A 24451-nucleotide genomic window follows, 5' to 3' on the forward strand; every position below is an offset into this window, starting at 1 on the left:
GGAACGGCCCCCATCCCCCGAGCGGGGATGGGGGCCGTCGGCCGTGTCAGTTGCCCGCGTTGGGCAGGAGCGGGTCGTCCGGCGGGCTCGCGCCGTCGGACTTGCTCGACGTCGGCGTGGGCGGCTTCGGCTTGTGCGAGGTCGTACCGCTCGGCGAGCCGGTCGGATCCGTCGTCCTGGACGGGGTGCCCGACGGCGACTTGGACGGGGTGTTCGACGGGGACTTCGAGGGAGTGCCCGACGGCGACTTGGACGGCGTGTTCGACGGCGTCTTGGACGGTGTGAAGAGCGGCTCCTTGGCCGCGCCCTGATCGGTCTCCAGGTCGAACTTGTCGGCGCCGCCCTTGACCGCGTCGAAGGTGTATCCGGCCCAGATGCGGGCCGGTATGGAACCACCGTTGACCCGGCCGTCCTCGCCGGCGCCGTTGGTCATCGTGACCTGGCCGCCCTTGGGGATGTGCACGTCCTTGCCGTCGGCCTTCACCGTGCGCGGATCGGCGGCCTCGCCCCACATCCCGACCGAGGTGACCAGGTCCGGGGTGTAGCCGGTGAACCAGGCCGACTTGTTGTCGTCGGAGGTACCGGTCTTGCCCGCGACCTGCTTGCCGTCGCGGTTGTCGGCGGCGGCCACCGACTTCTTGGCCGTACCGTCGTCGACCACGCCGGTGAGCACCGAGGTGACCGAGTCCGCCGCGTCCCTGCTGATGACCTGGCTGCCGATGGGGTCGGGCCTGTTGTACTTGTGGTCCTTGTGCTCGGCGGACTTGACGATCGACGGCGTGACTTCCTTGCCGTGATTGTCGAGCGTGGCGTACACCGCGGCCATCTGGAGCGGGCTGGCGCCGTAGGAGCCCAGCGTCATGGCGGGCACCGGCTTCAGGTCCTTGATGGACGTCATGCCCATCGCCACGGCGGTGTCCCGCACCTTGTCGAGGTGGGCGTCGACGCCCATCTGCGCGAACACGGAGTTGACCGACTTGTTCATCGCGTCCTGGACGCTGATGGAGCCGTAGTCGGCGTCGTCCTCGTTCGGCGGGGCGAAGGGGATGTCGCTGCCCTTGACCGGCCGCTTGCTGTCGCCGTCGTAGACGGTGTTCGCCTTGATCGGCTTGCCGTCCTGCGTCTCGGCGCCCTGGTTGAAGGCGGCCGCGAGGATGACCGGCTTGAAGGTCGAGGCGGGCTGGTAGGTGGCGTTGGTCGCGTTGCTGAGCTGGTGCTTGATGTAGTCCTGGCCGCCGTAGAGGGCGACCACCGAGCCGGTCTTCGGGTCCACCGAGGCCGCGCCGGCCTGGAGGTCGGCGTCGACCTTGCGCTTCTTGGGGTCGAGCTTGCTGGTCAGCTGGTCCTTGACCGCGCTCTCCAGGAGCTTCTGCTTGGCGGGGTCGATGTTGAGCGTGACGGTCCAGCCACCCCGGGCCAGGAGGGCCTCGTCCACCCCGTTGTGCATCAGCTCCTTCTTGGCGGCGTCGACCAGGTAACCGGTCTGGCCCTCCATCCCGGGAGCGATCTTGGCGTCGTGGGGCGGCTCGAACTTCAGCTTCGCCCGGGCGTCCGGCGTCAGGGTCTTCATCTCGACCATGTTGTCGAGGGCCTTGGCCCAGCGCCCCTGGACCAGCTGCTTGCCGACCGGGCCGGCCGTCTGCCAGTCGTACTGACTGGGCGCCTGGAGCAGCGCCGCGAGGTAGGTGCCCTCCTCCAGCGACAGCTTGGAGACGTCCTTGCCGTAGTACGCCTGGGCCGCGGCCTGGATGCCGTAGGCACCCCGGCCGTAGTAGCTGGTGTTCATGTACCCGGCGAGGATGGTGTCCTTGCTGTAGCGCTGGTCCACCTTGAGGGAGATCACGATCTCCTTCAGCTTGCGGGTGACCGTCTGCTCCTGCGTCAGGTAGTTGTTCTTGACGTACTGCTGGGTGATCGTCGAGCCGCCCTGGGCGCCCTTGCCCATCAGGGTCTTGATGATGCCGCGGGCGGTGCCCTTGAAGTCGACGCCCTTGTCCTCGTAGAAGGTCTTGTTCTCCAGGGCGACGAAGCTCTGCTGGATCGGCTTGGGGACCTTGTCGAGGGACACCGTCTCGCGGTTGACCGAACCGGTGCGGGCGAGCACCTGGCCGTTGGAGAGCTTGTAGACGTTGCTCTCCATCTGGGCCTCGTCATTGCCCGTGGGGATCGGCACCATCAGGTAGATGACGTAGAAGGCGCCCATCGCGAGGAGGCAGAGCCCGAAGAACGTGCCGAGCATCTTCTTCCAGGTGAAGAACCGGCGTATGCCTTTCTTCTTCGCCTTCTGCTTGCCCCGGCGCGCCCCACTCTGCCGGGCGCGCCGCTCTTCCGCTCGGCCCATAACCTCAGTCGCTCGCCTTCATATGACTCACCAGACTCGCCAGATCAGCTCAGAAAACTAACACCGCACGTATGGACAAAGCGGATTCGATCACGTCTTTTCCGTACGTGAGAATCAGCACCTGCCCCATGGGAACCGACGATTGAATCGTGCCAAGGGTTGCCAAGGTTTCGGATGCCGCCCCGGTTTGCCCCGTAATGGAAGCATCGCGGACTGCTATGCACCCCGGGTATACACGGTGGGTATACCCGGTGCGTATAGTCCTCTTCCATGAAGCGACGCCTCCATGATCTCGGCCTCGGCATCCGGTTCGCCCTCGGCGGCGGCCGGGAGGGCTGGGCCCGTACCCTGCTCACCGCGGTCGGGGTCGGCCTCGGCGTGGCCCTGCTCCTGGGCGCCGCGTCGGTGCCCCACCTGTCGGACCAGCGGGCCGACCGCATCCACGGCCGGCAGCCCTTCTCGGCGGGCTCGGAGAAGAACACCGGGAACGTGAAGGCCTCCCTCCTCTACGCGAGCGCCGACACCGAGTACCGGGACTCCACCATCGGCGGAAAGCTGTTGCGACCGGCCAACGCCGACCCCGTACTCCCGCCGGGCCTGACCTCCATACCGGCCCCCGGCGCCATGGCCGTCTCACCCGCGCTGCGCGACCTGCTCGACTCCCCCGAGGGCCAACTGCTGCGCCAGCGGCTCCCGTACGAGATCACCGCGACCATCGGCGACGCCGGTCTGGTCGAGCCCTCGGAGCTCTACTACTACGCCGGCAGCTCCTCCCTCTCCCCCGGAAGCGGCGCCTCCAGCGCGGCCGGGTTCGGCAACATCGGCGAGGTGCAGCCGCTCGACCCGATGCTGGTCGTGCTCGTGGTCCTGATCTGCGTCGTGCTCCTGATGCCCGTCGCCATCTTCATCGCCACCGCCGTACGCTTCGGCGGCGAGCGGCGCGACCGGCGGCTCGCGGCACTGCGCCTGGTCGGCGCCGACGCCCGCGGCACCCGCTGGATGGCCGGCGGCGAGGCCCTGGCCGGGGCGGTGCTGGGGCTCGTGGTCGGCACCCTGCTCTTCCTCGGCGGCGCCGAACTCATCGGCCCCGTCGGCCTGTGGAGCTTCGGCTTCTTCCCCGGCGATCTGCGGCCGCTGCCCTGGCTGGCCCTGCTCGTCGCCGTCGCCGTGCCCGCCCTCGCGGTGGGGGTGACCCTGGCCGCGCTGCGCTCGGTGGTCATCGAACCCCTCGGCGTCGTACGGGGCGGCCCCGTCCGGCGCCGCAGGCTGTGGTGGCGGCTCGCGCTCCCGGCCCTCGGCGTGGGGCTGCTCCTGATTTCGCAGAGCCCGGACGCGGGGTCGGGACCGCTGACGACGGCGTCCAGCGCGCTCGGCCTCCCGCTGTACGAGTACGCCTCTCCCGCCTCCATCGCCGCGGGCGCCACCTTCGTCCTCGTCGGCCTCATCGCCCTGCTGCCGTGGCTGGTGGAGGCGGTCGTCGGCCGGCTGCGCGGCGGCTCGCCCGCCTGGCAACTGGCCGTGCGCAGGCTCCAGTTGAACAGCGGCCCGGCGGCGCGCGCGGTCGGCGGGATCACCGTGGCGGTCGCCGGTTCGGTGGCACTCCAGATGTACTCCGTCGGCATCCACGACGACTTCAACAAGGTGACGGGCGCCGACGCGAGCCGCGCCCAGTACACCGTCCTCGCCGAGTACCCGGACGCCAAGCTCGCCGAGCGCATGATCGACGCCTTCCGCGAGACGCCGGGCGTGCACAAGGTGATCGGCACCGTCAGCAGCTATGTGACGATGCCGGGCCCGGTCGCCTCCGAGGACGTCCGGCCCATCACCGAGCTGACCCTCGGCGACTGCGCGACCCTGCGCGAGCTGGCCCGCATCGACTCCTGCGCGAACGGCGACACCTTCGTGGTGCACCCCGCCGACGACCGGGACAGGGCCGCCTGGGTGGACCGCACGGCCCGGCCCGGCGAGCCGATCGACACCACCGCGGGCGAGCCCGGCGTCACGCCGAAGCTGTGGACGCTGCCCGCGACGGCCCGTACCGTCACCGCCCGCCCGGACCCCACGGGCGCCGAGCACGACGGCATCTTCGCCACCCCGGGGGCGATCGACGCCTCGCTCCTGAGCTCGACGGCCCACACCTCCGCCATGCTCACCGTCGACCAGCGGGTGCCGGACGCGGCCGAGCACATCCGCAACACCGCGGCCCGGATCTCCCCGCAGCTCGGCGTCAGAACCGTACGCACCCTGGAGCGCGACCAGCAGTACACCGGCATCCGGACCGGGCTCCAGGCCGCGGGGCTCGCCACGCTCGGCCTGATCGCGGCCTCCATGCTGGTCTCGCAGCTGGAGCAACTGCGCGAGCGCAGGCGCCTGTTGGCGGCGCTGCTCGCCTTCGGCACCCGGCGCGGGACGCTCGCGGGCTCGGTCCTGTGGCAGACGGCGGTCCCGGTCGTGCTCGGCATCGGCCTCGCGGTCGGGGGCGGACTCGGGCTCGGCGCCCTGATGCTGCGGATCATCGGCAAGACCGTCACCGACTGGTGGCTCTTCCTGCCGCTGGCGGGGGCGGGCGCCGCCGTGATCCTCGCGGTCACCCTGCTGAGCCTGCCGGCCCTGTGGCGCCTGATGCGCCCCGACGGGCTGCGCACCGAATGACGGCCACCAACTTCCTTTCCATGTAAGCCAGTTGAGAAGCACCAGGTCCGGTAGTCGAGATCCGGCAGTTGAGAAGAGAGGAACACCCCATGTCCATCGGCCACACCCTCCTCGGGCTCCTTGAGTCGGGCCCACGCCATGGGTACGACCTGAAGCGCGCCTTCGACGAGAAGTTCGGGCACGACCGTCCGCTGCACTACGGGCAGGTCTACTCGACGATGTCCCGGCTCCTGAAGAACGGCCTCGTCGAGGTCGACGGCGTGGAGGCGGGCGGCGGTCCCGAGCGCAAGCGGTACGCCATCACCGAGGCCGGCGTCACCGACGTCGAGACGTGGATCAGGCAGCCCGAGAAGCCCGAGCCCTACCTCCAGTCGACCCTCTACACCAAGGTCGTCCTCGCCCTGCTCACCGGTCGCGACGCGGGCGACGTCCTGGACACCCAGCGCGCCGAACACCTGCGCCTGATGCGTGTGCTCACCGACCGCAAGCGGCGCGGCGACCTCACCGACCAGCTGATCTGCGACCACGCCCTGTTCCACCTGGAGGCCGATCTGCGGTGGCTCGAACTGACCGCCGCCCGCCTCGTCCAGCTCGCCTCGGAGGTACGCAAATGACGCCCGCCGGCTCCCTTCTCGTCGCCCAGGACCTGCACAAGGCCTACGGCCCCACCCCGGCCCTCGACGGCGCCGGGTTCTCCATCCACCCCGGCGAGGTCGTCGCGGTCATGGGCCCCTCCGGCTCCGGCAAGTCGACGCTCCTGCACTGCCTCGCCGGGATCGTCACGCCGGACTCCGGCACGATCCTCTACGACGGCCGCGAGCTGTCCTCGATGTCGGACGGCGAGCGCAGCGCGCTGCGCCGCACCGAGTTCGGCTTCGTCTTCCAGTTCGGCCAGCTGGTACCCGAGTTGACGTGCGTGGAGAACGTGGCACTGCCGCTGCGCCTGACCGGCGTCAAGCGCAAGGAGGCCGAGCGCAGGTCCCTGGAGTGGATGGAGCGCCTGGAGGTCGCGGACCTCGGGCACAAGCGGCCCGGCGAGGTCTCCGGCGGCCAGGGCCAGCGGGTGGCCGTGGCCCGCTCGCTCGTGACCCAGCCCCGGGTCGTCTTCGCCGACGAGCCGACCGGCGCCCTCGACTCCCTCAACGGCGAGCGGGTCATGCAGCTGCTCACCGAGGCGGCCCGCTCCACCAACGCGGCGGTCGTCCTGGTCACCCACGAGGCGCGGGTCGCCGCCTACTCGGACCGCGAGATCGTGGTCCGGGACGGAAAGTCCCGCGACATGATGCTGGAGCACTCCGTATGAGCCTGCTCCGCGACCTCGCGCTCGGCGCCCGGTTCGCCCTGTCGGGAGGCCGCGAGGGCTGGACGCGCACCCTGCTCACCGCCGTCGGCGTGGGCCTCGGCGTCGCCCTGCTGCTCGGCACCACCGCACTGCCGGGCGCCCTCAACGCCCGCAACGCGCGCGACAACGCCCGCAACGACTACGGGGCTTCGGTCGACAGCGGCCCCGCGGACGACACCCTGCTCATCGGGCGCGCCCAGACGCAGTACCAGGGCGAGGAGGTCCGGGGCCGCCTGCTCCAGGCGGAGGGCCCCAAGGCACCGCTGCCGCCCGGTGTTTCGGCGCTCCCGGCGACCGGCACCATGGCCGTCTCGCCCGCCCTGCGCGAGCTGCTCGCCTCGCCCGACGGCAAGCTGCTGCGCGAGCGCATCCCGTACACGATCGCCTCGACGATCGCCGACCAGGGCCTGATGGGCCCGCACGAACTCGCCTACTACGCGGGCAGCGACAGCCTCAAGCAGCGCAAGGACGCGGCGGAGGGCCCCGGCGAGGTGCTGCGCGTCAACGGCTTCGTCAACCGGGTGCAGGAGAAGCTCGACCCGGTCCTCGCACTGCTCATCGTGATCATCTTCGTGGTGCTGCTCATGCCGGTCGGCGTGTTCATCGCGGCCGCCGTACGTTTCGGCGGCGACCGGCGCGACCGCAGGCTCGCGGCGCTGCGCCTGGCGGGCGCGGACCGGCGGATGACCCGGTGGATCGCGGCCGGCGAGGCGCTGGCCGGAGCCGTGGTGGGCGTCGTGGTCGGCTCCCTCTTCTTCCTGATCGGCCGCCAGTACGTGGGCGACATCTCGGTCGCGGGTCTCAACGTCTTCCCCGCCGACATCGACCCGAGCCCGCTGCTCGCGGTGGGCGTGGCCCTCGCGGTGCCCGCGTCGGCCGTGGCGGTGACCCTGTTCGCGATGCGCTCGGTGGTCGTCGAACCCCTCGGCGTGGTGCGCACCTCGGTGCCGCGCAGGCGGCGCATGTGGTGGCGGGTGCTGCCGCCGCTGGCCGGGCTCGGGCTGCTCCTCCCGCTGATGGGCCGGGGCCGCGACAGCGGGCCCTTCAACCAGGCCCAGGTGATCGGCGGCACGGTCCTGCTGCTCATCGGCGTGACGGCCCTGCTTCCCTGGCTGGTGGAGGCCGTCGTGCGCAGGCTCGGCGGGGGCCCGGTGGGGTGGCAACTGGCCGTCCGCAGGCTTCAGTTGACGTCCGGCTCGGCGGCCCGCATGGTGAACGGCATCGCCGTCGCGGTGGCCGGTGCGATCGCCCTGCAGATGCTGTTCGGAGCCGTCGAGGGCGACTACGTGCGCTCCAGCGGCGAGGACACCACCCGGGCCCAGCTGCTCGTTCCGCTCGGCGCCTCCTCGGCCGACGAGCAGACCCGCGAGCTCGCGGCCCTGAGGAGCACCGAAGGGGTGACCGGCGCGACGGCCCTCGGCACGCTGAGCGCCGGCGAGAAGGCCAAGGAGCCCGAGCACTACACCCGCGTCACCGTCGGCACCTGCGCGGACCTGGGCGAGGTCGCCACCATGCCGGCCTGCCAGGACGGCGACGTCTTCGTCGCGACCGGCAGCGACTACCCCGGCGAGAAGCCCCCGGCGCCGGGCAGCACGGTCTACCTCGACCCGACCAACGGCGCCTCCGACACCCGGGGCGCCGAGGTCCGCTGGACCGTTCCGGCGGCCACGCGCGAGGCCCCGTCCCGGCCCGACCCGATGGGCGAGCGCCGCAACGGCCTCCTGGTCACCCCGGGCGCCCTCCCGCACGGGGCGAAGCTGCCGACGCACTCCTCGGCGTTCGTCTCGACCGTTCCGGGCGACCACCTCGCCAAGGAGCGGGTCCTGAACCTGGCCGCCAGGGCCGACCCGCTCAGCAGTGCGCGCGCCCTGAACGACGTCCAGACCTCCGGCCGGTTCGCCGGGGTCCGCAAGGGCCTCTACATCGGGGCCGCGGCGGTCCTGATGCTGATCGGCGCGAGCCTGCTGGTGTCGATGCTGGAGCAGCTGCGCGAGCGAAAGAAGCTGCTCTCGGCGCTGGTCGCGTTCGGCACCCGGCGCACCACCCTGAGCTGGTCGGTCCTGTGGCAGACCGCCGTCCCGGTCGCGCTCGGCCTCGCGCTCGCGGCGGCGGTGGGCCTCGGGCTCGGCTCGGTGCTGCTGCGGATGGTGGGCCGCCCGGTGACCGTCGACTGGGTCCCGGCGGTCTCGATGGTCGGCATCGGCGCGGGCGTGGTCCTGCTCGTCACGGCCCTGTCGCTGCCCCCGCTGTGGCGGCTGATGCGTCCGGAGGGGTTGCGTACGGAGTAGCTCCGCGGGGAAGCGGGGTGCGGGGCTCCGCCACGGCGGGGGCGACCGCTGGGTACCGGGTGCCCCACCAGGGGCGCGGGGAACCGCGCGAGAGGCGAGCACGGCCCGCAGCCGACAGCGGGGTCGAAGGGGCCCCGCCCCTGACACCGAGCGGGGTGACGCCGGCCTACGCCGGCACCCGTACCGGAAGGCCCCGCAGCGCCCCCCGCAGGGCCGCGGCGAACTCCTCGAACTCGCCCTGGCGCGCCGCACCCGTCCGCATCGCCAGGGCGATCGTGCGCGAGGGGGCCGGCTCCGCGAAGTACCCGGTGACCAGGCGGTCGTTGCGGCCCGTCTCGATCTCGACGGCGGTACGCGGCAGCAGCGTCACCCCGAGCCCGCCCGCCACCAGCTGCACCAGGGTGGAAAGGCCGGCCGCGGTCGTCGTCACCGGCGCCCCGTCGGTCCGCCCGGCCTCCCGGCAGATGTCCAGCGCCTGGTCGCGCAGGCAGTGCCCCTCGTCGAGGAGCAGCAGATGCAGTTCGCGCAGGGCCTCGCGCGGGATTCCGGTGCGCCCGCCGAGCCAGTGGTCCTGCGGGGTGACGAGGACGAAGTCCTCGTCGAACAACGGGAGTTCGCTGACCCCGGGCAGGCCGAGCGGCACCGCGAGCAGCAACAGGTCGAGCCGTCCGGCGGCGAGGCCTTCGAGCAGCGAGGAGGTCTGCTCCTCGTGGACCTGGAGGTCGAGCTCGGGGTAGCGCTCGTGGACGAGCCGCAGCACCGCGGGCAGCAGATAGGGCGCCACGGTCGGGATCACGCCGAGCCGCAGCACCCCGGTGAAGGGGGCGCGTACCGCCTCGGCCTCCTCCATCAGCTCGCCGACCGCGTCGAGCACCGCCTTGGCCCGTACCGCGAGCCGCTCGCCCGCCGGAGAGAGCAGCACCTTGCGGGTCGTACGCTCCAGGAGCTGGACGCCGAGCGCCTCCTCCAGGGCCGAGACCGCGCCGGACAGCGCGGGCTGGCTCATGCCGATGGCCGCCGCCGCGTCGCGGAAGTGCAGATGCTCCGCGACGGCCGCGAAGGCGCGCAACTGCGCCAGGCTGGGCTGCTTGCCCCTATTAGTCATGGCCACTGATAGGCACCTCCGATCACGCTGACCCAGTCTAGCTATTTCCCTGATCAATACTCCCTGTGCCAGGATCGGCAATCCGTCCAACCCCGCAGGAAGCTTCCCGAATCCGCTCGATTCGGACTTCCTCGTTTGCAAGGAGAGCGCGTGCTCACTGTTGGTGACCAGTTCCCCACGTACGACCTGACTGCCTGTGTGTCGCTGGAGAGCGGCCAGGAGTTCCAGCAGATCGACCACAAGACGTACGAGGGCAAGTGGCGCGTCGTTTTTGCTTGGCCTAAGGACTTCACTTTCGTCTGCCCCACCGAGATCGCCGCGTTCGGCAAGCTGAACGACGAGTTCGCCGACCGTGACGCCCAGATCCTCGGCTTCTCCGGTGACTCCGAGTTCGTGCACCACGCCTGGCGCAAGGACCACCCGGACCTGACCGACCTGCCGTTCCCGATGCTGGCCGACTCGAAGCACGAGCTCATGCGTGACCTCGGCATCGAGGGCGAGGACGGCTTCGCGCAGCGCGCCGTCTTCATCGTCGACCCGAACAACGAGATCCAGTTCACGATGGTGACCGCCGGTTCCGTGGGCCGTAACCCCAAGGAGGTCCTGCGGGTCCTCGACGCCCTGCAGACCGACGAGCTGTGCCCGTGCAACTGGACCAAGGGCGAGAACACCCTGGACCCGGTCGCGCTGCTGGCCGGTGAGTAACCCATGTCCCTCGACGCGCTGAAGTCCGCCGTACCGGACTACGCCAAGGACCTGAAGCTGAACCTCGGCTCGGTCATCGGCAACTCCGAGCTCCCGGCCCAGCAGCTGTGGGGCACGGTGCTCGCCACCGCCATCGCCTCGCGCAGCCCGATCGTGCTGCGCGAGCTGGAGCCGGAGGCCAAGGCCAACCTGTCGCCCGAGGCGTACACGGCGGCCAAGGCCGCCGCCGCGGTCATGGCGATGAACAACGTCTTCTACCGCACCCGTCACCTGCTCTCCGACCCGGAGTACGGCACGCTGCGGGCCGGTCTGCGGATGAACGTCATCGGCAACCCGGGCGTGGAGAAGGTCGACTTCGAGCTGTGGTCGCTCGCCGTCTCCGCCGTGAACGGCTGCGGCCAGTGCCTCGACTCGCACGAGCAGGTCCTGCGCAAGGCCGGTGTCGACCGCGAGACGATCCAGGAAGCCTTCAAGATCGCCGCGGTGGTCCAGGCCGTGGGCGTCACCCTCGACTCCGAGGCCGCGCTGGCCCAGTAGGCCATGCGAGCAGCACCAGAAGGGCCCCGCCGGTATCGCACCGGCGGGGCCCTTTCGGCATGCGTCACGGGCCGGACTACTCGCGTTCGGCGGTCACCGCGGGCGCCACGGCGGCCGGCGGGGCGCCCTCGACCGCCCGGGCGCTGCGCAGGGCGTTCTCGCGGGAGTACTTGCGCAGATAGCCGACCACGGTGTTGGTGACCGCGACCAGCGGGACCGCGACCACCGCGCCGCCGATCCCGCCCACCAGGCCGCCGGCGGCCACCGAGAGGACCACCGCGAGCGGGTGCACCCGTACCGCGCGGCCCAGGATGAAGGGCTGGAGCACATGGCCCTCGATCTGCTGCACGGCCAGGACCACGAGCAGCACCATCAGCGCGTTGAACACGCCGTCGGTGACCAGGGCGACCACGACGGCGAGCGCGCCCGAGACGACCGCGCCGACCAGCGGGATGAACGCGAACAGGAAGATGAACACGGCGAGCGGCACCGCCATCGGTACACCGAGGAAGTAGATGCCGATGCCGATGCAGATCGCGTCGATCAGAGCCACTATCACCGTGCCGCGCACATAGGCGGTCAGCGTGCGCCAGGCCTTGGGCCCCGCGCCCGCGACGCCCGGACGGGCGGCCTCCGGCACCAGGTTGAGCACCCACTGCCAGATCTTCGGGCCGTCGTACAGCAGGAACAGCGTCGAGAACATCGCGAGCAGTATCCCGGTGAGCACCTCGACGAGCACGGTCACGCCCTGGAGCCCGGCGTTGGTGATCTCGTTGGTGTTGGCCCCGATGGTGTCGCTGAGGTTCTTGGCGATCTGGTTGATCTGGTCCTCGGTGACGTGGAACGGGCTGTTGAGCGCCCAGCGCTTGAGCTCCTCGATACCGGCCCGCACCTTGCTGGACAGGTCGTCGAGGTTGTCCATGACCTGCCACACCACGAACCAGCCGACGAGCCCCATGATGACGAACCCGGAGATCGCGGTCAGCGCGGTGGCCAGCCCCCTGGGCAGCCCCATCCGCTTGAGCCGGGCGACGGTCGGCTGGAGCAGCGCGGTGATCAGCAGGGCCGCCACGAACGCGAGGACCACCAGGCTCACCGCGCTGATGATCTGCGTCAGGACGTAGATGGACCCGGCCAGTACGAGCAGGCGCCAGCCGACCGCGGCGGCGACCCGCATGCTCCACGGCACCGCATCGACCGGGTCCGGCCGGGCGGAGACCGCGGGCGCGTACGAGGGCGGCGGCGGTACGTGTTCGGGGGCGTGCTCGTCGGCGAGCTCCAGCTCGGCCGACGGGTCGGCCGACGACTCGGCCGACGATCCGGACGCGGGGGCGGCGGGCGGCGTCCTGGGCACGGGGGCGGGGCGTACGGGAGCGGGGGGTGCGGGGTCGACGGCCACCGGGTCGATCCCGGCCTCGCCCTCCACCTCGCTCCGGCGCTCGTCCAGACGCTCTCCCATCCGGGTCAGTCCCGCGCCTAGCCGTCCGAGCAAACTGGGCACTCTCGACATGATCCCGCCATTTCCCTTTTCCCCGACGCTGAGTCTCCCCACCGCTTACCCCCGAACCGTGAATCTGACCGTACACGGGCGAAGCCCCGCACCGAAGGACGGTGCGGGGCTTCCGGAGGTTGAGCGGCTGCCGTCGGTTTCTGCGCCGGTCCGGCCTGCCGAACGATCTCTAGTACCAGCTGTGGGCCTGCCAGAACGACCAGGCGCCGCACGGGCTGCCGTAGCGGTCGTTCATGTAGTTCAGGCCCCACTTGATCTGCGTGGCCGGGTTGGTCTGCCAGTCGGAGCCGGCCGAGGCCATCTTGTTGCCGGGCAGCGCCTGGACGAGGCCGTAGGCGCCGGAACCGCCGTTGGTGGCCGTGTAGTCCCAGCTCGACTCGTTGTTCACGATGTGGCTGAAGCACTGGAACTGGCCCGAAGGCACGATCTGCTGGGCGATCGCCTGGACCTCGGCGATCGAGTAGGAGCTCTTGACCGCGAAGTCCGTGCGGCTCGACGAGCGGCTGGCGGCCTGGGTCTCCAGGTCGCGGGCCTTGGCGTCCGCCGCCGCCTTGTCGGCCTTGTCCTTGTCCGCGGCGTCCTTCTTGGACTTGGCGTCCTGGGCGGCCTGGATGCGGGCGGCCTCCTCGGCGGACTTCTTCGCGGCGGCACTCGCCTGGGCGGACTGCGCGTCCGCCTGCTGCGTCAGGGACGCGGTCTGCACCTGGGCCTGCTGACCGGCGGGGATGTCCGCGAGAAGCGTCGTGTCGGCTGCGGTCGCCTCGAAGTTGTCGTTCGAAGCGGCAGCGGGGCTTCCTGCGGCAACGCCGACAACGGCGCCAACGGTGGTGACCGCAGTGGCAGACGCCACCGCGAACCCCCGGACCGAGATCCGGCTCACACGGTTTCCTTCCAGCAGCATCCGCACGGGTGACCTCGCGGACGCAATCGTGCCCCTGGCTCTCTCCTCCCAACTACTGGGTCACGGGAGGAACTGACCCGATGGGCAACTCCCTTGCGGGAAGTGCCGCGTGATGCGCGGGCGGCATACGGCTCGGCTATTGAGTTGCGTGGGTACCGGGGTACCCGGATACAGGGGTGCCGTATGCGGGGCCTGACGGATCCAAGACTCTGCCGGAAGCCGACGCCGCAAGGCAATTCCCCGTTGCGTGTTAAACCTCACACCTCGTTCACCCCAGTAGTTTTTTCCAATCGCACGCACACGAAGGCGCCGCCCGGCTACGCTGCTGCGCTCGCCGGACGGCGCCAACTCGTGCTTACCGCCTCAGATCGAGACGTCCTCCAGCATTTCGGTCACCAGGGCGGCGATCTGCGAACGCTCGGACCGGGTGAGGGTGACATGCGCGAACAGCGGGTGTCCCTTCAGCTTTTCGACGACCGCCACGACACCGTCGTACCGACCGACCCTCAAGTTGTCGCGCTGGGCCACGTCATGAGTGAGCACCACCCTCGAATTGGCCCCGATCCGGGACAGAACGGTCAGCAGTACGTTCCGTTCCAGCGACTGCGCCTCGTCCACGATCACGAAGGCGTCGTGCAGCGAACGGCCCCGGATGTGAGTGAGCGGCAGGACTTCGAGCATGCCGCGCGAGGTGACCTCCTCGATGACCTCACGGCTGGTCACCGCGGACAGCGTGTCGAAGACGGCCTGGGCCCAGGGGCCCATCTTCTCGGCCTCGGAGCCCGGCAGATAGCCGAGTTCCTGTCCGCCCACCGCGTACAGCGGCCGGAAGACCATCACCTTCTTGTGCTGCCTGCGCTCCAGGACCGCTTCCAGGCCCGCGCAGAGCGCGAGCGCCGACTTGCCCGTGCCGGCCCGGCCGCCCATCGAGATGATCCCGATCTCGGGGTCGAGCAGCAGGTCGAGCGCGATCCGCTGTTCGGCGCTGCGGCCGTGGATGCCGAACGCCTCGCGGTCGCCCCGCACCAGCTTGACGTTGCCGTCCGGCGAGACCCGCCCGAGCGCCTTGCCGCGCTCGGAGAGCAGCACGAGCCCGGTGTGGACGGGAAGCTCGGCGGCCTCCGGAACGTAGAGCGTCTCCTCCTCGAAGAGCAGGTCGACCTGTTCGCCGCTCAGCGGCAGTTCGGCCATGCCGGTGAAACCGGAGTCGGTGATGGCCAGTTCGGCGCGGTACTCCTCGGCGAGCAGACCGACCGACGACGCCTTGATCCGCAGCGGCAGGTCCTTGGAGACGACGGTGACGTCGAACCCCTCCGCCTGGAGATTGCGGGCCACGGCGAGAATGCGGGAGTCGTTGTCCCCCAACCTGTAGCCGGCGGGCAGTACGCCGGGATCGGAATGGTTCAGCTCGACACGGAGGGTGCCGCCTAGCTCGCCCATCGGGATGGGGGCGTCGAGACGTCCGTACCGGACCCGGAAGTCGTCCAGCAGGCGCAGTGCCTGCCGGGCGAAGTAACCGAGCTCGGGATGGTGCCTCTTGGCCTCCAGCTCCGTGACCACGACGATGGGGAGCACCACTTCGTGCTCCTCGAACCGGGTCATCGCGTTGGGGTCGGCCAGCAGGACGCTGGTGTCGAGGACGTAGGTGCGCCGGTCGGGCATGCGGCGCTTTGTGCTGGTCACCACGGAAGGACGTACCCCCTCGTAAGAGGCGCATGAGATCGGGGTGCGACGGCGTCGCGGAAACGGGGACCGGGCTTCGACCGCGCTGCGCGGGCCGAGCTCCGGCCCTCCACGTCGCCCGCGCGCGGTGCGCGGTCGTCCTGGTGCAAAGGGCCTCCCGGGCGAGCGGCGCTGCTGCCGCTCACTGAGATACGGCGTCCGTGGACCGGACGTCGACCTGGGTGGGTTATGCCCTCGAACACGCGAAGCCATGCCCCGTCATATGCCTGGGTTCTCCCCGCCCCGCCCCTTCCCGAGACCCTCCGGGGGTGTGAGTGGGCTGAGCCTCGTGTCCTGGGGGACCCCCATGACAGGCTGTAGGTGGCCCAGCACCGGTCCTGCCAGGGGCGCGGGGAACTGCGCGACCAGCCGTGCACGGTCTGCGGACGGCCGCCGGCGCTCGGCAGGGTCTCAGGTGCCGTACCTCCGGTGCCGCGCCGCGTAGTCGCGCAGGGCACGGAGGAAGTCGACCTTGCGGAAGGCCGGCCAGAACACTTCGCAGAAGTAGTACTCGGAGTGGGCCGACTGCCACAGCATGAAGCCGGAGAGCCGCTGCTCACCACTCGTGCGGATCACGAGGTCGGGATCGGGCTGCCCCCGCGTGTACAGGTGCTCCGAGATGTGCTCGACGTCGACGATCTCCGCGAGCTCCTCGAACGACGTCCCCTTCGCCGCGTGCTCCAGCAGCAACGACCGGACCGCGTCCGCGATCTCCTGGCGCCCGCCGTAGCCGACGGCGACATTGACCAGTATCCCGTCGATGTCGTGCGTGGCCTGCTCGGCCTCCTTGAGCACCGCCTGGGTGTGCCCGGGCAGCAGATCCGCGTTGCCCACGTGGTGCACCCGCCAGCGGCCGTCCGCCGCCAGATCCCGCACCGCGTCCTCGATGATGCCGAGCAGCGGGGTCAACTGGTCCTCGGGGCGGTCCAGGTTGTCGGTGGAGAGCAGCCAGAGGGTGACGACCTCGACGTCCGTCTCGGCACACCAGCCGAGCAGTTCCTGGATCTTGCTTGCACCGGCCTGGTGGCCCTGCTCGAGGCTGCGAGCGGAGGCCTTGGCCCAGCGCCGGTTGCCGTCCAGGATGACGCCGATGTGCTTGGGCACCTGCTCGTGGTCGAGGCGGCCTTCCACCCGGCGTGCATAGAGCCTGTACACCAGGTCGCGCAAACTCACCGATTCCACCCTCTCGTTGCCTTCCGGGGGCCCGCCGCCGCCCCGCACTCCGGCCGCCCCAGGGAAAGCACAGTACTGCGGACGGGTCACGGCGGCCCAACTCGGTCTGTCACAAGTCCGTGATAAGCAGGGAAACGTGACTGAATCGCTCCGCTTCCACGCCGCCGCCGACCGCTACGACTCCATGGAGTACCGCCGCACCGGCCGCAGTGGCCTCAAGCTTCCCGCCGTCTCGCTCGGCCTGTGGCACAACTTCGGTGACGACCGCGCCTTGGATTCCCAGCGTGCGATCCTGCGCCGCGCCTTCGACCTGGGCATCACCCACTTCGACCTGGCGAACAACTACGGGCCGCCGGCCGGTTCGGCCGAGCTCAACTTCGGCAAGATTTTCGGCCAGGACTTCGCCCCCTACCGGGACGAGCTCGTCATCTCCACCAAGGCCGGCTATCTGATGCACCCCGGCCCCTACGGCGAGTGGGGTTCGCGCAAGTACCTGCTGTCCTCGCTCGACGCCTCCCTGAACCGCATGGGCCTGGACTACGTCGACATCTTCTACTCGCACCGCTTCGACCCGGAGACCCCCCTGGAGGAGACGATGGGTGCGCTCGCGTCCGCCGTCCAGCAGGGCAAGGCGCTCTACGTGGGCGTCTCCTCCTACAACAGCGAGCAGACCGCCGAGGCCGCCCGCCTCCTGAAGGAGATGGGCGTCCCGGCCCTGATCCACCAGCCGTCGTACTCGATGATCAACCGCTGGACGGAACAGGACGCCCTGCTCGACACCCTGGAGACGGCCGGCATGGGCTGCATCTCCTTCGCGCCGCTCGCCCAGGGCCTGCTCACCGGCAAGTACCTCAAGGGCATCCCGGAGGGCTCGCGCGCGAGCCAGGGCAAGTCCCTTGACCCGAACCTGCTGAGCGACGAGGTCGTACGCCGTCTGGCCGGCCTGAACGACATCGCCTCGCGGCGCGGCCAGTCGCTCGCGCAGCTGGCCCTCACCTGGGTACTGCGCGACCCGCGCATGACCTCCGCGCTCATCGGCGCGTCCAGCGTGAAGCAGCTGGAGGAGAACGTGGCGGCGCTGGCCGGACTGGCGCTCACCGACGCGGAGTTGAAGGAGATCGACGCCTTCGCCGTGGACACCGAGGGCACCAACATCTGGGCCGGCCGCAGCTGACCCACCCGGCTCAGGCCGCGTACCCCTGCCCCGGGTCGGGGGTGCGCGGCCGGCCGAACCACTGGCCCGCCGAGCGCTGGCTGAGCAGCACCACGACCGCTATCGAGGCGAGCCCCCCGAGCGCTCCGGCCGGGCGGCCGCCGCCGATGGCGCCGAGACCGGCGAGGATCTGCAGGCTCGCGAACACGATCGCGCTGACCCGTACCCCGCCGCGTCCGCCGCCGAAGAGGAACGCGAACACGAGCAGGACCCAGCCGAACAGGTTCGCCCCGATCATGTAGCCCGCCGCCTCCGCGCCGCCGGCCGCGCCCATGACCACCGAGCCGAGCGCGCTGAACCCGCACATGGCGAAGACGACCACCTGCGCGGCCCGCACCCCGCCGGGCATGGACTGCGGCACACCGGTTCCGTACGGCTGCCCGTATCCGTACGGCGCCTGGGGATGAGGGAGTTGACCGTAAGGGGGCTGCCCGTAGCCGGGCTGCGACTGCGGGGCCTGTCCGAACTGAGGCTGCTGGTACGGGACTTGGCCGTACACGGGCTGCTGGTACGGGCCCGGCGCCGGCTGCTGGTACGGGCCCGGCGCGGGAGGCGGGTAGGGGCCGGGCTGCTGCGGCGGGCCCCATGAGGGCTGCGGCGGAAGGTTCTGCGGCTGGGGAGTCTGGGGTGCGGGCTGCTGGTCGGACATGATCCAGAACCTTAGCCAAGCCCCGTGGAGAACAGCCCCGTGAAGAAAAAACGGGCCGGTCCGTGGGGGGGATACGGACCGGCCCGAGGGGGGGTTTCCACCATAACCCTTCGTAAGTGATGCTGGGTGCCACGGCGCTCCAGAACTACGCTCCGAAACCGGGCCAGTACGGTTCAGCGGTCCCCCTCAGGGGTGACCACGACTCCGGGATCGACCTTGACCGTGCAGGTCAGAGGGGTCGCCGCGGGGTCGTGAGCGCGCTCGCGGGCGCGCTTCGGGGGCGGAAATCCGCTCCGCGTGTGCTTCACCCCACTGGCCCAAGCGGGACAGCTCCGCGTGACCGTCCGATGCCGTCCCGTACACGAGAGCGCTTACCGCGAGGGCCCACCCGCCGAGCGGACGTCAGCCTCCCCGGCGCAGCAGCGAGACGCCGTCCGCCTCCGCCACCCGTACGTATCCGTACCGCGCGAGCGCGGCGGCGTACTCCTGCTCCTGCCGGGGGGCCGGGTAGGGCCAGGGGCCGGGCGGGTAGGGCCAGGACTCCGGGGGGACGCGGTCGTAGACGATCCACTGGGCCGTGGGGGCCGGGATCGGACCGTCCGTGGAGTACAGCGTCCAGCGCACCGGGAAGGTCGGGAACAGGGCGACCGCGGTGCGCGAAGTCAGTTGCGGGACAAGGCGGTTGGAGGCCGCCACGGTCGCGCCGTCGGGGATGCGGCGCAGCAGTTCGCGTACGGCCGTGACGTGCGGGGCGCTGCGCCAGGTGGAGCGGTGGGCGATCTGGGCGAGCGGGAAGGACGGGACGAGGATCAGCGTCACCGCCGCCACCGTGGCGAGCGAGGCCCGTACGTGACGACGGGCGAGCGGGTCGTCGGCGGCGGCGTACGGCCGCAGCGCGTCGATGAGGGCGGCGAACACGACCGGCATCAGGACGGCCGAGTAGTGGAAGGCCGTTCCCCAGTGGAAGGCGTTGGTGGACAGCATCCGCCAGCCGAGCGTGGGCACCGCGATCAGGGCGAGCGGCGAGCGCAGCGCGATGAGCGCGGCCGGAGCGAAGACGAGGACGAGCGTGGTCGCCTTCACTTCGGGGCGCACCGCGTCGAGCGGCGCGAGGGCGAGCGTGGTGAGCAGCGAGTGGTGGCCGGGCGCGAGGTTCGCGGCGTGCGCGTAGGTGCCCGCCGGGTTGAAGTACGGCATCAGGACCTTGAATTCGAGCGCGCTGCCCACCAGGCCGAGTACGGCGGCCACGATGCCGAGACGGCGCGGACCGCGCCAGGCCACGTACGCGCCGATCGCGGCGAGCGTGAGGCCGAGGTCCTCCTTGACCAGGAGCAGCGGCACCGCCCAGGCGATCGCGCGCCGCCAGTCGCGCCGTGCCAGCGCTTCGAGGGCGTAGGACACCAGCGGGACCGCGAAGCACACCTCGTGGAAGTCGAACCCGACCGCCGAGGCGATGCCCCAGCTCAGCCCGTATCCGCACGCCACGACGTGGGCGGCCCGGCGGCCCAGGACCCGCGCGGCCTGCCGGGCGAGCGGCACCACGGCGAGCGCGAGCAGCGCGGCCTGGGCCACGAGCAGCGTGTACGGGGAGGGGGCGACGCGGTAGAGGGGGGCGAGGACGGCGAGCACCGGGTGGAAGTGGTCGCCGAGGAGGTTGAAGCCGTCGCCGCGCAGCGGGACGACGGGGGCGCGCAGCTGGGCGTACGCGCGGACGGCCTGCTCGAAGATGCCGAGGTCGTAGCCGGTGGTGCGGACCAGCGCCTGGCGGCGGGCCGAGATGGTGGCGTACAGCAGGAAAAGCGCGGCGGCCCACCCCCACCACAGGAGGGCGGGCCGGCCGATGCGTACGCGCGGGATGCGGAAGATGACGGGTACGAGCGTGCTCGGCGACCGTGCGCCCCGCCCTACCCTTTGATCGGCGATTGTCCCCATATGCCCCGATGCTAAGCAGCGCGCGTGGGCCTCAGCGGCTTCCGCGCCTCGATCAGGAAGCGTGTCGTGTGCGCGACGAAGGGGCCTTCGGTACGGATCTGCTCGTCCAGCGCCTTCAACTGGTCGCGGTACTCCTCGACGGTGAAGCCGGGGACCATCCAGATCACCTTGCGCAGGAAGTAGACGACTGCGCCGATGTCCAGGAACTCCGTCCGCAGCTTTTCGAGCCGCAGGTCGACGACTTCGAGCCCGGCACTCTCGGCCTCCTTGCGCGCCTTGCCGGGGTCGCGGCCGCCGCGCACCTCCGGCGGCTGCGGTCCCAGGAAGTACTCGACGAGCTCGAACACGCTTGCCGGGCCCACCTGTTGGGAGAAGTACGTGCCGCCCGGGGAGAGGACGCGGGCGATCTCCGACCACCACGTGGTGACGGGATGACGGCTGACGACCAGGTCGAAGGCGCCGTCGGCGAACGGCAGCGGCGGCTTGTCCTCGTCGGCGACGACCGCCACTCCGCGCGGGTGGAGCAGGCCGGTGGCGCGGGCGACGTTCGGCGGCCAGCCCTCCGTCGCGACGGCGAGCGGGGGCAGCTGGGGCACGGCGGCGAGGACTTCGCCGCCGCCGGTCTGGACGTCGAGGGCGGCGGTGGCCTTCGCCATCCGCCCGGCCATCGAGCGGGCGTACCCCCAGGACGGCCGCTCTTCGGTCGCCCGGCCGTCGAGCCAGGAGAAGTCCCAGCCGTCGACGGAGACGGACGCGGCCTCGTCGATCAGTTCCTCGAAGGGGCGGTTGTTGTGGTTCCTGATGTTTCGGCCCATGTTGCGGACCCTACGCGGCGGCCCCGTGAGCCACTACCGTTTATCCATGGGCCGATGGAGGGACGGAACGGGCGAGTTGAGTGTGCTCGACGGCGCCGGGGAGCCGGTCCCGCTGGAGATCGCGGCGTCCTATCGGGCCCGTACGCGGGGCCTGCTCGGCCGGGACGGCATCACGGGCGCGATCCTCCTCACCCCGGCGAGCAGTGTGCACACCTTCCGGATGCGCTTCGCGATCGACGTGGCCCATCTGGACCGCCGGCTACGGGTGATCGCGGTCCGCACGATGCGCCCGGGCCGCCTCGGCGCGATCCGGCCGCGGGCCCGGTACGTCCTTGAGGCGGAGGCGGGCGCGATGGCCGCGTGGGGCCTGCGGCCGGGGGTGACGGTCGCCGTCGCGACCGGTCAGGATCTCAGGACTTGAGCTTGGCCGCCTGCGCAACGGCGAGCTCCGGCGGAATCTGGGGCGTGTCGTCGCCGGTGACGTCGACCGCGTAGTACGTCACGACCGTGGTCCCGCTCCGCACCACCAGGAACACCATCGGCACGGGGTCGCCCTGTGCCGTGCCCATCAGCTCGTACGCGACCGCGTCGTCGCCCGCCTTCGGCGCGGGCAGCTCCTTGACCTCGGTGAACTCGCTGGGCTCCAGGTCCCCGCCCTTGGTCTTGAACCCGTCGGCGCAGTCCTCGATGGCGGTACGCAGCCGGGGCAGCACCTCGTTCGCGCCGGAGGGGTGGGCGCCGAGCACCTCGGTGACGACGGTCTGGTCGGCCTGCCCGTCCTCGGTCGCGTTCACCAGGCGCCGGTAGACGGTCGCGGAGGGCGCGGGGTCGGGCGTGCCGTTGATGACGGCGACAAAGGGCATGCACTCGGCCTTGGCTGTCCGGGAGCTTCCGGTGGGGGTGCCGCCCTCCAGCGGTTCGGCCGAGAAGTCCTTCACGTCGCCGGTCACGAGCGCGGCCTCGGCGAGCTCGTCCCGGCTGAGCCCCCCGGCGGCCGCCTTCACCTGCGAGGAACCGCTGGCGGCGGGTGCTGCCGGGGTGTCCCGCACGGAACCCTCCGCACCCTCGGCACCCTTGCCACCGGCACCGCCGGGCCCGCACCCCGCCGCGGCGGCGAGGGCGACCAGACACACCCCGGCCGTCGCCGCACGGCTCCGTAGCAGCCTTGGCTTCATACCCAGCACCGTAACAACGACTCCTGTGGATTGGCTGGGTCCCGCCCCGCCCTTTTTCCCTCCCCCGACGCCCCGCCGGAGCACGGCCCCGCCGCCGCCCTGACCCGGTTACCCGGGCTGGGGGTCCCCTAACGCACCGGACAACTCAGCGCTTTCAGGCGCCAGTTGACCGGTCCCGCCGACCGCTACCCGCCGCTGCGGGTGAAGCTGACCTCCACGCGGCGGTTCTTCTTGCGGCCGTCCTCCGTCGAATTGTCGGAGATCGGGTAGTCCTCGGCGTAGCCGCGGATCTCGAAGGTGACGTCGGGGCCGAGGGACAGCGAGAGGGCCTTCTGCACGGCGTCGGCGCGCTCCTTGGACAGGACCACGCCATGCTCGTGCGTGCCGAGGTTGTCGGTGAAGCCGAAGACGCGGACGTTCGTCGCCTTCTGCTTCTTGATCTCGGCGGCGATGCCCTGGATGCGGTCGTTGGCGTCGGGCGAGAGCGCGGCGCTGTCCATCGCGAACAGCACCTCCGCCTGGAGCGCGAACGTCACGCTGGTGTTGGTGTCCGAGCGGCGCTCCTCGCCGCCCTGGTCCTCGACGATCGACTTGATGTCCAACACCTTGGGCGCGGCGAGCGTGCCGCCCTCGGGGAGCTTCAGGTTCGGCGAGGTCCCGTCGACCTTCACCGAGGGGTCGGTGGTCGCCTCGGTGCCGGGCAGTGGGGGGCTGCTCGGCGTCTCGTCGGCGTACGAGGTGGTGCCGCCGGCGGCCAGGACTAGCGCGGCGGCGATCGCTACGGCTGCGTGCCGGGTTCTGGTCATGTGGTGATCACCCGGAGACGGGGACGGTCATGGTGGGGAAGGTCGGGAGTTGGAAGTCGACGTCCTTGGTGCCGGTGGGGGGAGCGGGGAACTGGGCGAAGAACGGGACGGTCTGGCCCGCCTTCACTCCTACGATCCCCATCGTGCAGAGGCACTTCCCGCCCGTGTCGCGCAGCACGTAGTAACGCTTCTTGCCGACCTTGTCGATCAGTGTCGCCCCGGCCACCGAGTCACCGCTGGCCAGTACGTCCTTCTCGGTACCGACCCAGCCGGACGTGTCGACGAAGTTCTCCGAGCCGGGGTTCTTCAGCTGACCGGACACCGTGACGAATCCGCCGGAATCGCGTGCCACGCTGTTGATGGTGAGGACGATCCCGCCCTGGCCCGTGGACTCCGCGAGCTTGATCGTCGGATCGGTCCTGGGCGAGGAGGAACCCGTCTGCTGGCCGCCCCCGGAACCACCCTTGGACTGCGAACTGCTGCTCGCCGTACCGGACTTGCCGTCCTTGCTGTCGCTGCCGCATCCGCCGACAGCCAACGCCAGGGCCACAGCCATCGCTGCCGCCGCCGCCCCCCTACGGGCCCTCAACGCATGCCGAACGCTCATCGGTGTCTTTCCTCTGCTCGTCACTTGAGGTCAGTCGACCAGTTTCACTGCGAACAACTCTTCCGGAGCGGGCAAGGGATCGGTGGGCAGGTCCTTGCCGTCGCACGTGATCGTGACAGGAGGCGCCGGCCCAGACGTGGGCGCCGGCGTCGGCGTGGGTGTCGGACCGGTGTCGTCGCCACTCCCGGGCGGCAGCCCGCACCGCAGCTCGATCATCGCGGTGGCGGTGGCGGTGCCGTGCTCCTGCCCGGTGCCCGGGATCACCGATTCACCCACCGTGTACTTGGTCTGGACGCTTGCCGTGAACTTAAACCGGCCCATGCCGCCGGACTGCGGCACCAACGTCATCAGGTCGGCGTGGTTCCTCGCCGCGAAGCTCACGGCCTCGGCGTGCGCATCCGCGAGGACGAGGCTGTCATTGAAGAAGCCGTCGAGGCCGCCGGGCGTGGTCAGCGCCGCCAGAACCTTCGGGCCCAGTTCCTCGCGGGCGCGCTGCGCAGCGGCGAGAGCCGCCGAGTCGGCCGCGCCCTGAGCCCCGTTGCGGGTCGCCGAGGCCTGGCCCACAGCGAAGAAAGCGAACGCAAGAAAGAGCAAGCCCGCCACCATCACGACGTAGATGGGGAAGGCCTGCCCTCGGTCCTGGCGAAGATCCGCGATCAGCCGCCGGCCTTGATCTTGTCGATCTGCTCCTTGATCTTGTTGGTGATGGACGTGCCGATCCCGGTCGCCATGATCCCGCCGATGATCGCCACCACCACCAAAATGATCCCCAGATACTCGAACGACGTCTGCCCCCGGTCCCGCTCCCCGGAGGCGTACCGGGCGCGGGCCCGGGTGATGGCGGTGTCCCGCCAGTCGCGTACGCGCAGCTGCGCGGCGACGGCGGTCCTCAGCAGCGTGTCCTGCGGCATCTCGCGGCTCTCCTCCGGTTGCGGCATCGCGTACGTCACCGGGAACGTAGGCCGGGGCCGGGGGGGC

General features: G+C 70.8%; 22 protein-coding genes. 8 read left to right on the plus strand and 14 right to left on the minus strand.

What is annotated here, in order from left to right; genetic code table 11:
• Positions 1–46: 46 nt before the first annotated feature.
• Entirely contained in the window at positions 47–2341 is a 2295-nt protein-coding gene (locus tag ACFYZA_RS11610; protein ID WP_388489552.1) for a transglycosylase domain-containing protein, read from the minus strand.
• A gap of 270 nt (positions 2342–2611) precedes the next feature.
• On the opposite strand from ACFYZA_RS11610, the gene ACFYZA_RS11615 reads away from it, so the two are divergent.
• From ACFYZA_RS11615 to ACFYZA_RS11630, 4 genes are all read left to right on the plus strand, one after another.
• Complete coding sequence (locus ACFYZA_RS11615) at positions 2612–4993, plus strand: FtsX-like permease family protein (protein ID WP_388489554.1); 2382 nt, start codon at positions 2612–2614, stop codon at positions 4991–4993.
• An 89-nt stretch (positions 4994–5082) separates the two neighbouring features.
• Positions 5083–5607 (plus strand): PadR family transcriptional regulator, encoded by a 525-nt coding sequence (locus ACFYZA_RS11620; RefSeq protein WP_382594388.1) that lies wholly within the window; start codon positions 5083–5085, stop codon positions 5605–5607.
• The gene (locus ACFYZA_RS11625) at positions 5604–6296 is read left to right on the plus strand and encodes an ABC transporter ATP-binding protein (protein WP_382594391.1); all 693 of its coding nucleotides are present in this window, start codon (positions 5604–5606) and stop codon (positions 6294–6296) included. Before ACFYZA_RS11620 ends, ACFYZA_RS11625 begins: the two co-directional genes overlap by 4 nt.
• A complete protein-coding gene (locus ACFYZA_RS11630) occupies positions 6293–8623 on the plus strand; it encodes an FtsX-like permease family protein (protein WP_388489558.1) in 2331 nt (776 codons plus the stop codon). Before ACFYZA_RS11625 ends, ACFYZA_RS11630 begins: the two co-directional genes overlap by 4 nt.
• Positions 8624–8789: 166 nt before the next feature.
• Here the strand turns inward: ACFYZA_RS11630 and ACFYZA_RS11635 are convergent, their stop codons facing one another.
• Positions 8790–9728: a LysR substrate-binding domain-containing protein gene (locus ACFYZA_RS11635; RefSeq protein WP_382594397.1), complete on the minus strand. Its 939-nt coding sequence runs from the start codon at positions 9726–9728 to the stop codon at positions 8790–8792.
• A 150-nt stretch (positions 9729–9878) separates the two neighbouring features.
• Between ACFYZA_RS11635 and ACFYZA_RS11640 the strand changes: the two genes are divergently transcribed.
• Positions 9879–10433, plus strand: a complete 555-nt coding sequence (locus ACFYZA_RS11640; protein WP_100574859.1) for a peroxiredoxin — start codon at positions 9879–9881, stop codon at positions 10431–10433.
• Positions 10434–10436: 3 nt separating this feature from the next.
• Positions 10437–10970: an alkyl hydroperoxide reductase gene (locus ACFYZA_RS11645; protein ID WP_161251190.1), complete on the plus strand. Its 534-nt coding sequence runs from the start codon at positions 10437–10439 to the stop codon at positions 10968–10970.
• A 76-nt stretch (positions 10971–11046) separates the two neighbouring features.
• Here the strand turns inward: ACFYZA_RS11645 and ACFYZA_RS11650 are convergent, their stop codons facing one another.
• From ACFYZA_RS11650 to ACFYZA_RS11665, 4 genes are all read right to left on the minus strand, one after another.
• The gene (locus ACFYZA_RS11650) at positions 11047–12480 is read right to left on the minus strand and encodes an AI-2E family transporter (protein WP_388489562.1); all 1434 of its coding nucleotides are present in this window, start codon (positions 12478–12480) and stop codon (positions 11047–11049) included.
• Positions 12481–12649: 169 nt separating this feature from the next.
• Positions 12650–13360, minus strand: a complete 711-nt coding sequence (locus tag ACFYZA_RS11655; protein ID WP_382594404.1) for a transglycosylase SLT domain-containing protein — start codon at positions 13358–13360, stop codon at positions 12650–12652.
• A 384-nt stretch (positions 13361–13744) separates the two neighbouring features.
• The gene (locus ACFYZA_RS11660; protein ID WP_100574855.1) at positions 13745–15067 is read right to left on the minus strand and encodes a PhoH family protein; all 1323 of its coding nucleotides are present in this window, start codon (positions 15065–15067) and stop codon (positions 13745–13747) included.
• A 447-nt stretch (positions 15068–15514) separates the two neighbouring features.
• A complete protein-coding gene (locus ACFYZA_RS11665; protein ID WP_382594409.1) occupies positions 15515–16276 on the minus strand; it encodes an isoprenyl transferase in 762 nt (253 codons plus the stop codon).
• A 136-nt stretch (positions 16277–16412) separates the two neighbouring features.
• On the opposite strand from ACFYZA_RS11665, the gene mgrA reads away from it, so the two are divergent.
• Positions 16413–17450, plus strand: coding sequence for an L-glyceraldehyde 3-phosphate reductase (gene mgrA, locus ACFYZA_RS11670; protein WP_388489567.1), 1038 nt, complete (start codon positions 16413–16415; stop codon positions 17448–17450).
• Positions 17451–17460: 10 nt separating this feature from the next.
• On the opposite strand, the gene ACFYZA_RS11675 is transcribed toward mgrA, so the two are convergent.
• From ACFYZA_RS11675 to ACFYZA_RS11685, 3 genes are all read right to left on the minus strand, one after another.
• Entirely contained in the window at positions 17461–18138 is a 678-nt protein-coding gene (locus ACFYZA_RS11675) for a hypothetical protein (protein ID WP_388489570.1), read from the minus strand.
• Between the two features lie 402 nt (positions 18139–18540).
• Positions 18541–20070 (minus strand): DUF2079 domain-containing protein, encoded by a 1530-nt coding sequence (locus ACFYZA_RS11680; RefSeq protein ID WP_388489572.1) that lies wholly within the window; start codon positions 20068–20070, stop codon positions 18541–18543.
• An 11-nt stretch (positions 20071–20081) separates the two neighbouring features.
• Positions 20082–20885, minus strand: a complete 804-nt coding sequence (locus tag ACFYZA_RS11685) for a class I SAM-dependent methyltransferase (protein ID WP_100574852.1) — start codon at positions 20883–20885, stop codon at positions 20082–20084.
• Positions 20886–20931: 46 nt separating this feature from the next.
• Between ACFYZA_RS11685 and ACFYZA_RS11690 the strand changes: the two genes are divergently transcribed.
• Positions 20932–21306, plus strand: a complete 375-nt coding sequence (locus ACFYZA_RS11690) for a DUF192 domain-containing protein (RefSeq protein ID WP_382594421.1) — start codon at positions 20932–20934, stop codon at positions 21304–21306.
• On the opposite strand, the gene ACFYZA_RS11695 is transcribed toward ACFYZA_RS11690, so the two are convergent.
• The 5 genes from ACFYZA_RS11695 to ACFYZA_RS11715 all read right to left on the minus strand — a co-directional run bounded on the left by ACFYZA_RS11695 (position 21296) and on the right by ACFYZA_RS11715 (position 24384).
• Positions 21296–22060, minus strand: coding sequence for a hypothetical protein (locus ACFYZA_RS11695; RefSeq protein WP_382594424.1), 765 nt, complete (start codon positions 22058–22060; stop codon positions 21296–21298). The two genes, ACFYZA_RS11690 and ACFYZA_RS11695, sit on opposite strands and share 11 nt — an antisense overlap.
• Before the next feature lie 185 nt (positions 22061–22245).
• Complete coding sequence (locus ACFYZA_RS11700) at positions 22246–22866, minus strand: OmpA family protein (RefSeq protein ID WP_382594427.1); 621 nt, start codon at positions 22864–22866, stop codon at positions 22246–22248.
• Between the two features lie 7 nt (positions 22867–22873).
• Complete coding sequence (locus ACFYZA_RS11705; RefSeq protein WP_388489576.1) at positions 22874–23422, minus strand: hypothetical protein; 549 nt, start codon at positions 23420–23422, stop codon at positions 22874–22876.
• 81 nt (positions 23423–23503) lie between these two features.
• Positions 23504–24076 carry a pilus assembly protein TadG-related protein gene (locus tag ACFYZA_RS11710; RefSeq protein ID WP_388490265.1) on the minus strand — a complete coding sequence of 191 codons (573 nt, stop codon included), beginning with the start codon at positions 24074–24076 and terminating at the stop codon, positions 23504–23506.
• Positions 24077–24129: 53 nt separating this feature from the next.
• Positions 24130–24384, minus strand: coding sequence for a hypothetical protein (locus tag ACFYZA_RS11715; RefSeq protein ID WP_388489578.1), 255 nt, complete (start codon positions 24382–24384; stop codon positions 24130–24132).
• Positions 24385–24451: the final 67 nt, after the last annotated feature.

Origin of the sequence: Streptomyces sp. NPDC001828, assembly GCF_042892175.1 — a bacterium.
Classification (GTDB): domain Bacteria; phylum Actinomycetota; class Actinomycetes; order Streptomycetales; family Streptomycetaceae; genus Streptomyces.

Coding starts and splice junctions, on each gene's coding strand:
- ACFYZA_RS11610 (WP_388489552.1), bottom strand. CDS start 2,341: ATGGGCCGAGCGGAAGAGCGGCGCGCCCGGCAGAGTGGGGCGCGCCGG.
- ACFYZA_RS11615 (WP_388489554.1), top strand. CDS start 2,612: ATGAAGCGACGCCTCCATGATCTCGGCCTCGGCATCCGGTTCGCCCTC.
- ACFYZA_RS11620 (WP_382594388.1), top strand. CDS start 5,083: ATGTCCATCGGCCACACCCTCCTCGGGCTCCTTGAGTCGGGCCCACGC.
- ACFYZA_RS11625 (WP_382594391.1), top strand. CDS start 5,604: ATGACGCCCGCCGGCTCCCTTCTCGTCGCCCAGGACCTGCACAAGGCC.
- ACFYZA_RS11630 (WP_388489558.1), top strand. CDS start 6,293: ATGAGCCTGCTCCGCGACCTCGCGCTCGGCGCCCGGTTCGCCCTGTCG.
- ACFYZA_RS11635 (WP_382594397.1), bottom strand. CDS start 9,728: ATGACTAATAGGGGCAAGCAGCCCAGCCTGGCGCAGTTGCGCGCCTTC.
- ACFYZA_RS11645 (WP_161251190.1), top strand. CDS start 10,437: ATGTCCCTCGACGCGCTGAAGTCCGCCGTACCGGACTACGCCAAGGAC.
- ACFYZA_RS11650 (WP_388489562.1), bottom strand. CDS start 12,480: ATGTCGAGAGTGCCCAGTTTGCTCGGACGGCTAGGCGCGGGACTGACC.
- ACFYZA_RS11675 (WP_388489570.1), bottom strand. CDS start 18,138: ATGTCCGACCAGCAGCCCGCACCCCAGACTCCCCAGCCGCAGAACCTT.
- ACFYZA_RS11680 (WP_388489572.1), bottom strand. CDS start 20,070: ATGGGGACAATCGCCGATCAAAGGGTAGGGCGGGGCGCACGGTCGCCG.
- ACFYZA_RS11685 (WP_100574852.1), bottom strand. CDS start 20,885: ATGGGCCGAAACATCAGGAACCACAACAACCGCCCCTTCGAGGAACTG.
- ACFYZA_RS11690 (WP_382594421.1), top strand. CDS start 20,932: ATGGGCCGATGGAGGGACGGAACGGGCGAGTTGAGTGTGCTCGACGGC.
- ACFYZA_RS11695 (WP_382594424.1), bottom strand. CDS start 22,060: ATGAAGCCAAGGCTGCTACGGAGCCGTGCGGCGACGGCCGGGGTGTGT.
- ACFYZA_RS11700 (WP_382594427.1), bottom strand. CDS start 22,866: ATGACCAGAACCCGGCACGCAGCCGTAGCGATCGCCGCCGCGCTAGTC.
- ACFYZA_RS11705 (WP_388489576.1), bottom strand. CDS start 23,422: ATGGCTGTGGCCCTGGCGTTGGCTGTCGGCGGATGCGGCAGCGACAGC.
- ACFYZA_RS11715 (WP_388489578.1), bottom strand. CDS start 24,384: ATGCCGCAGGACACGCTGCTGAGGACCGCCGTCGCCGCGCAGCTGCGC.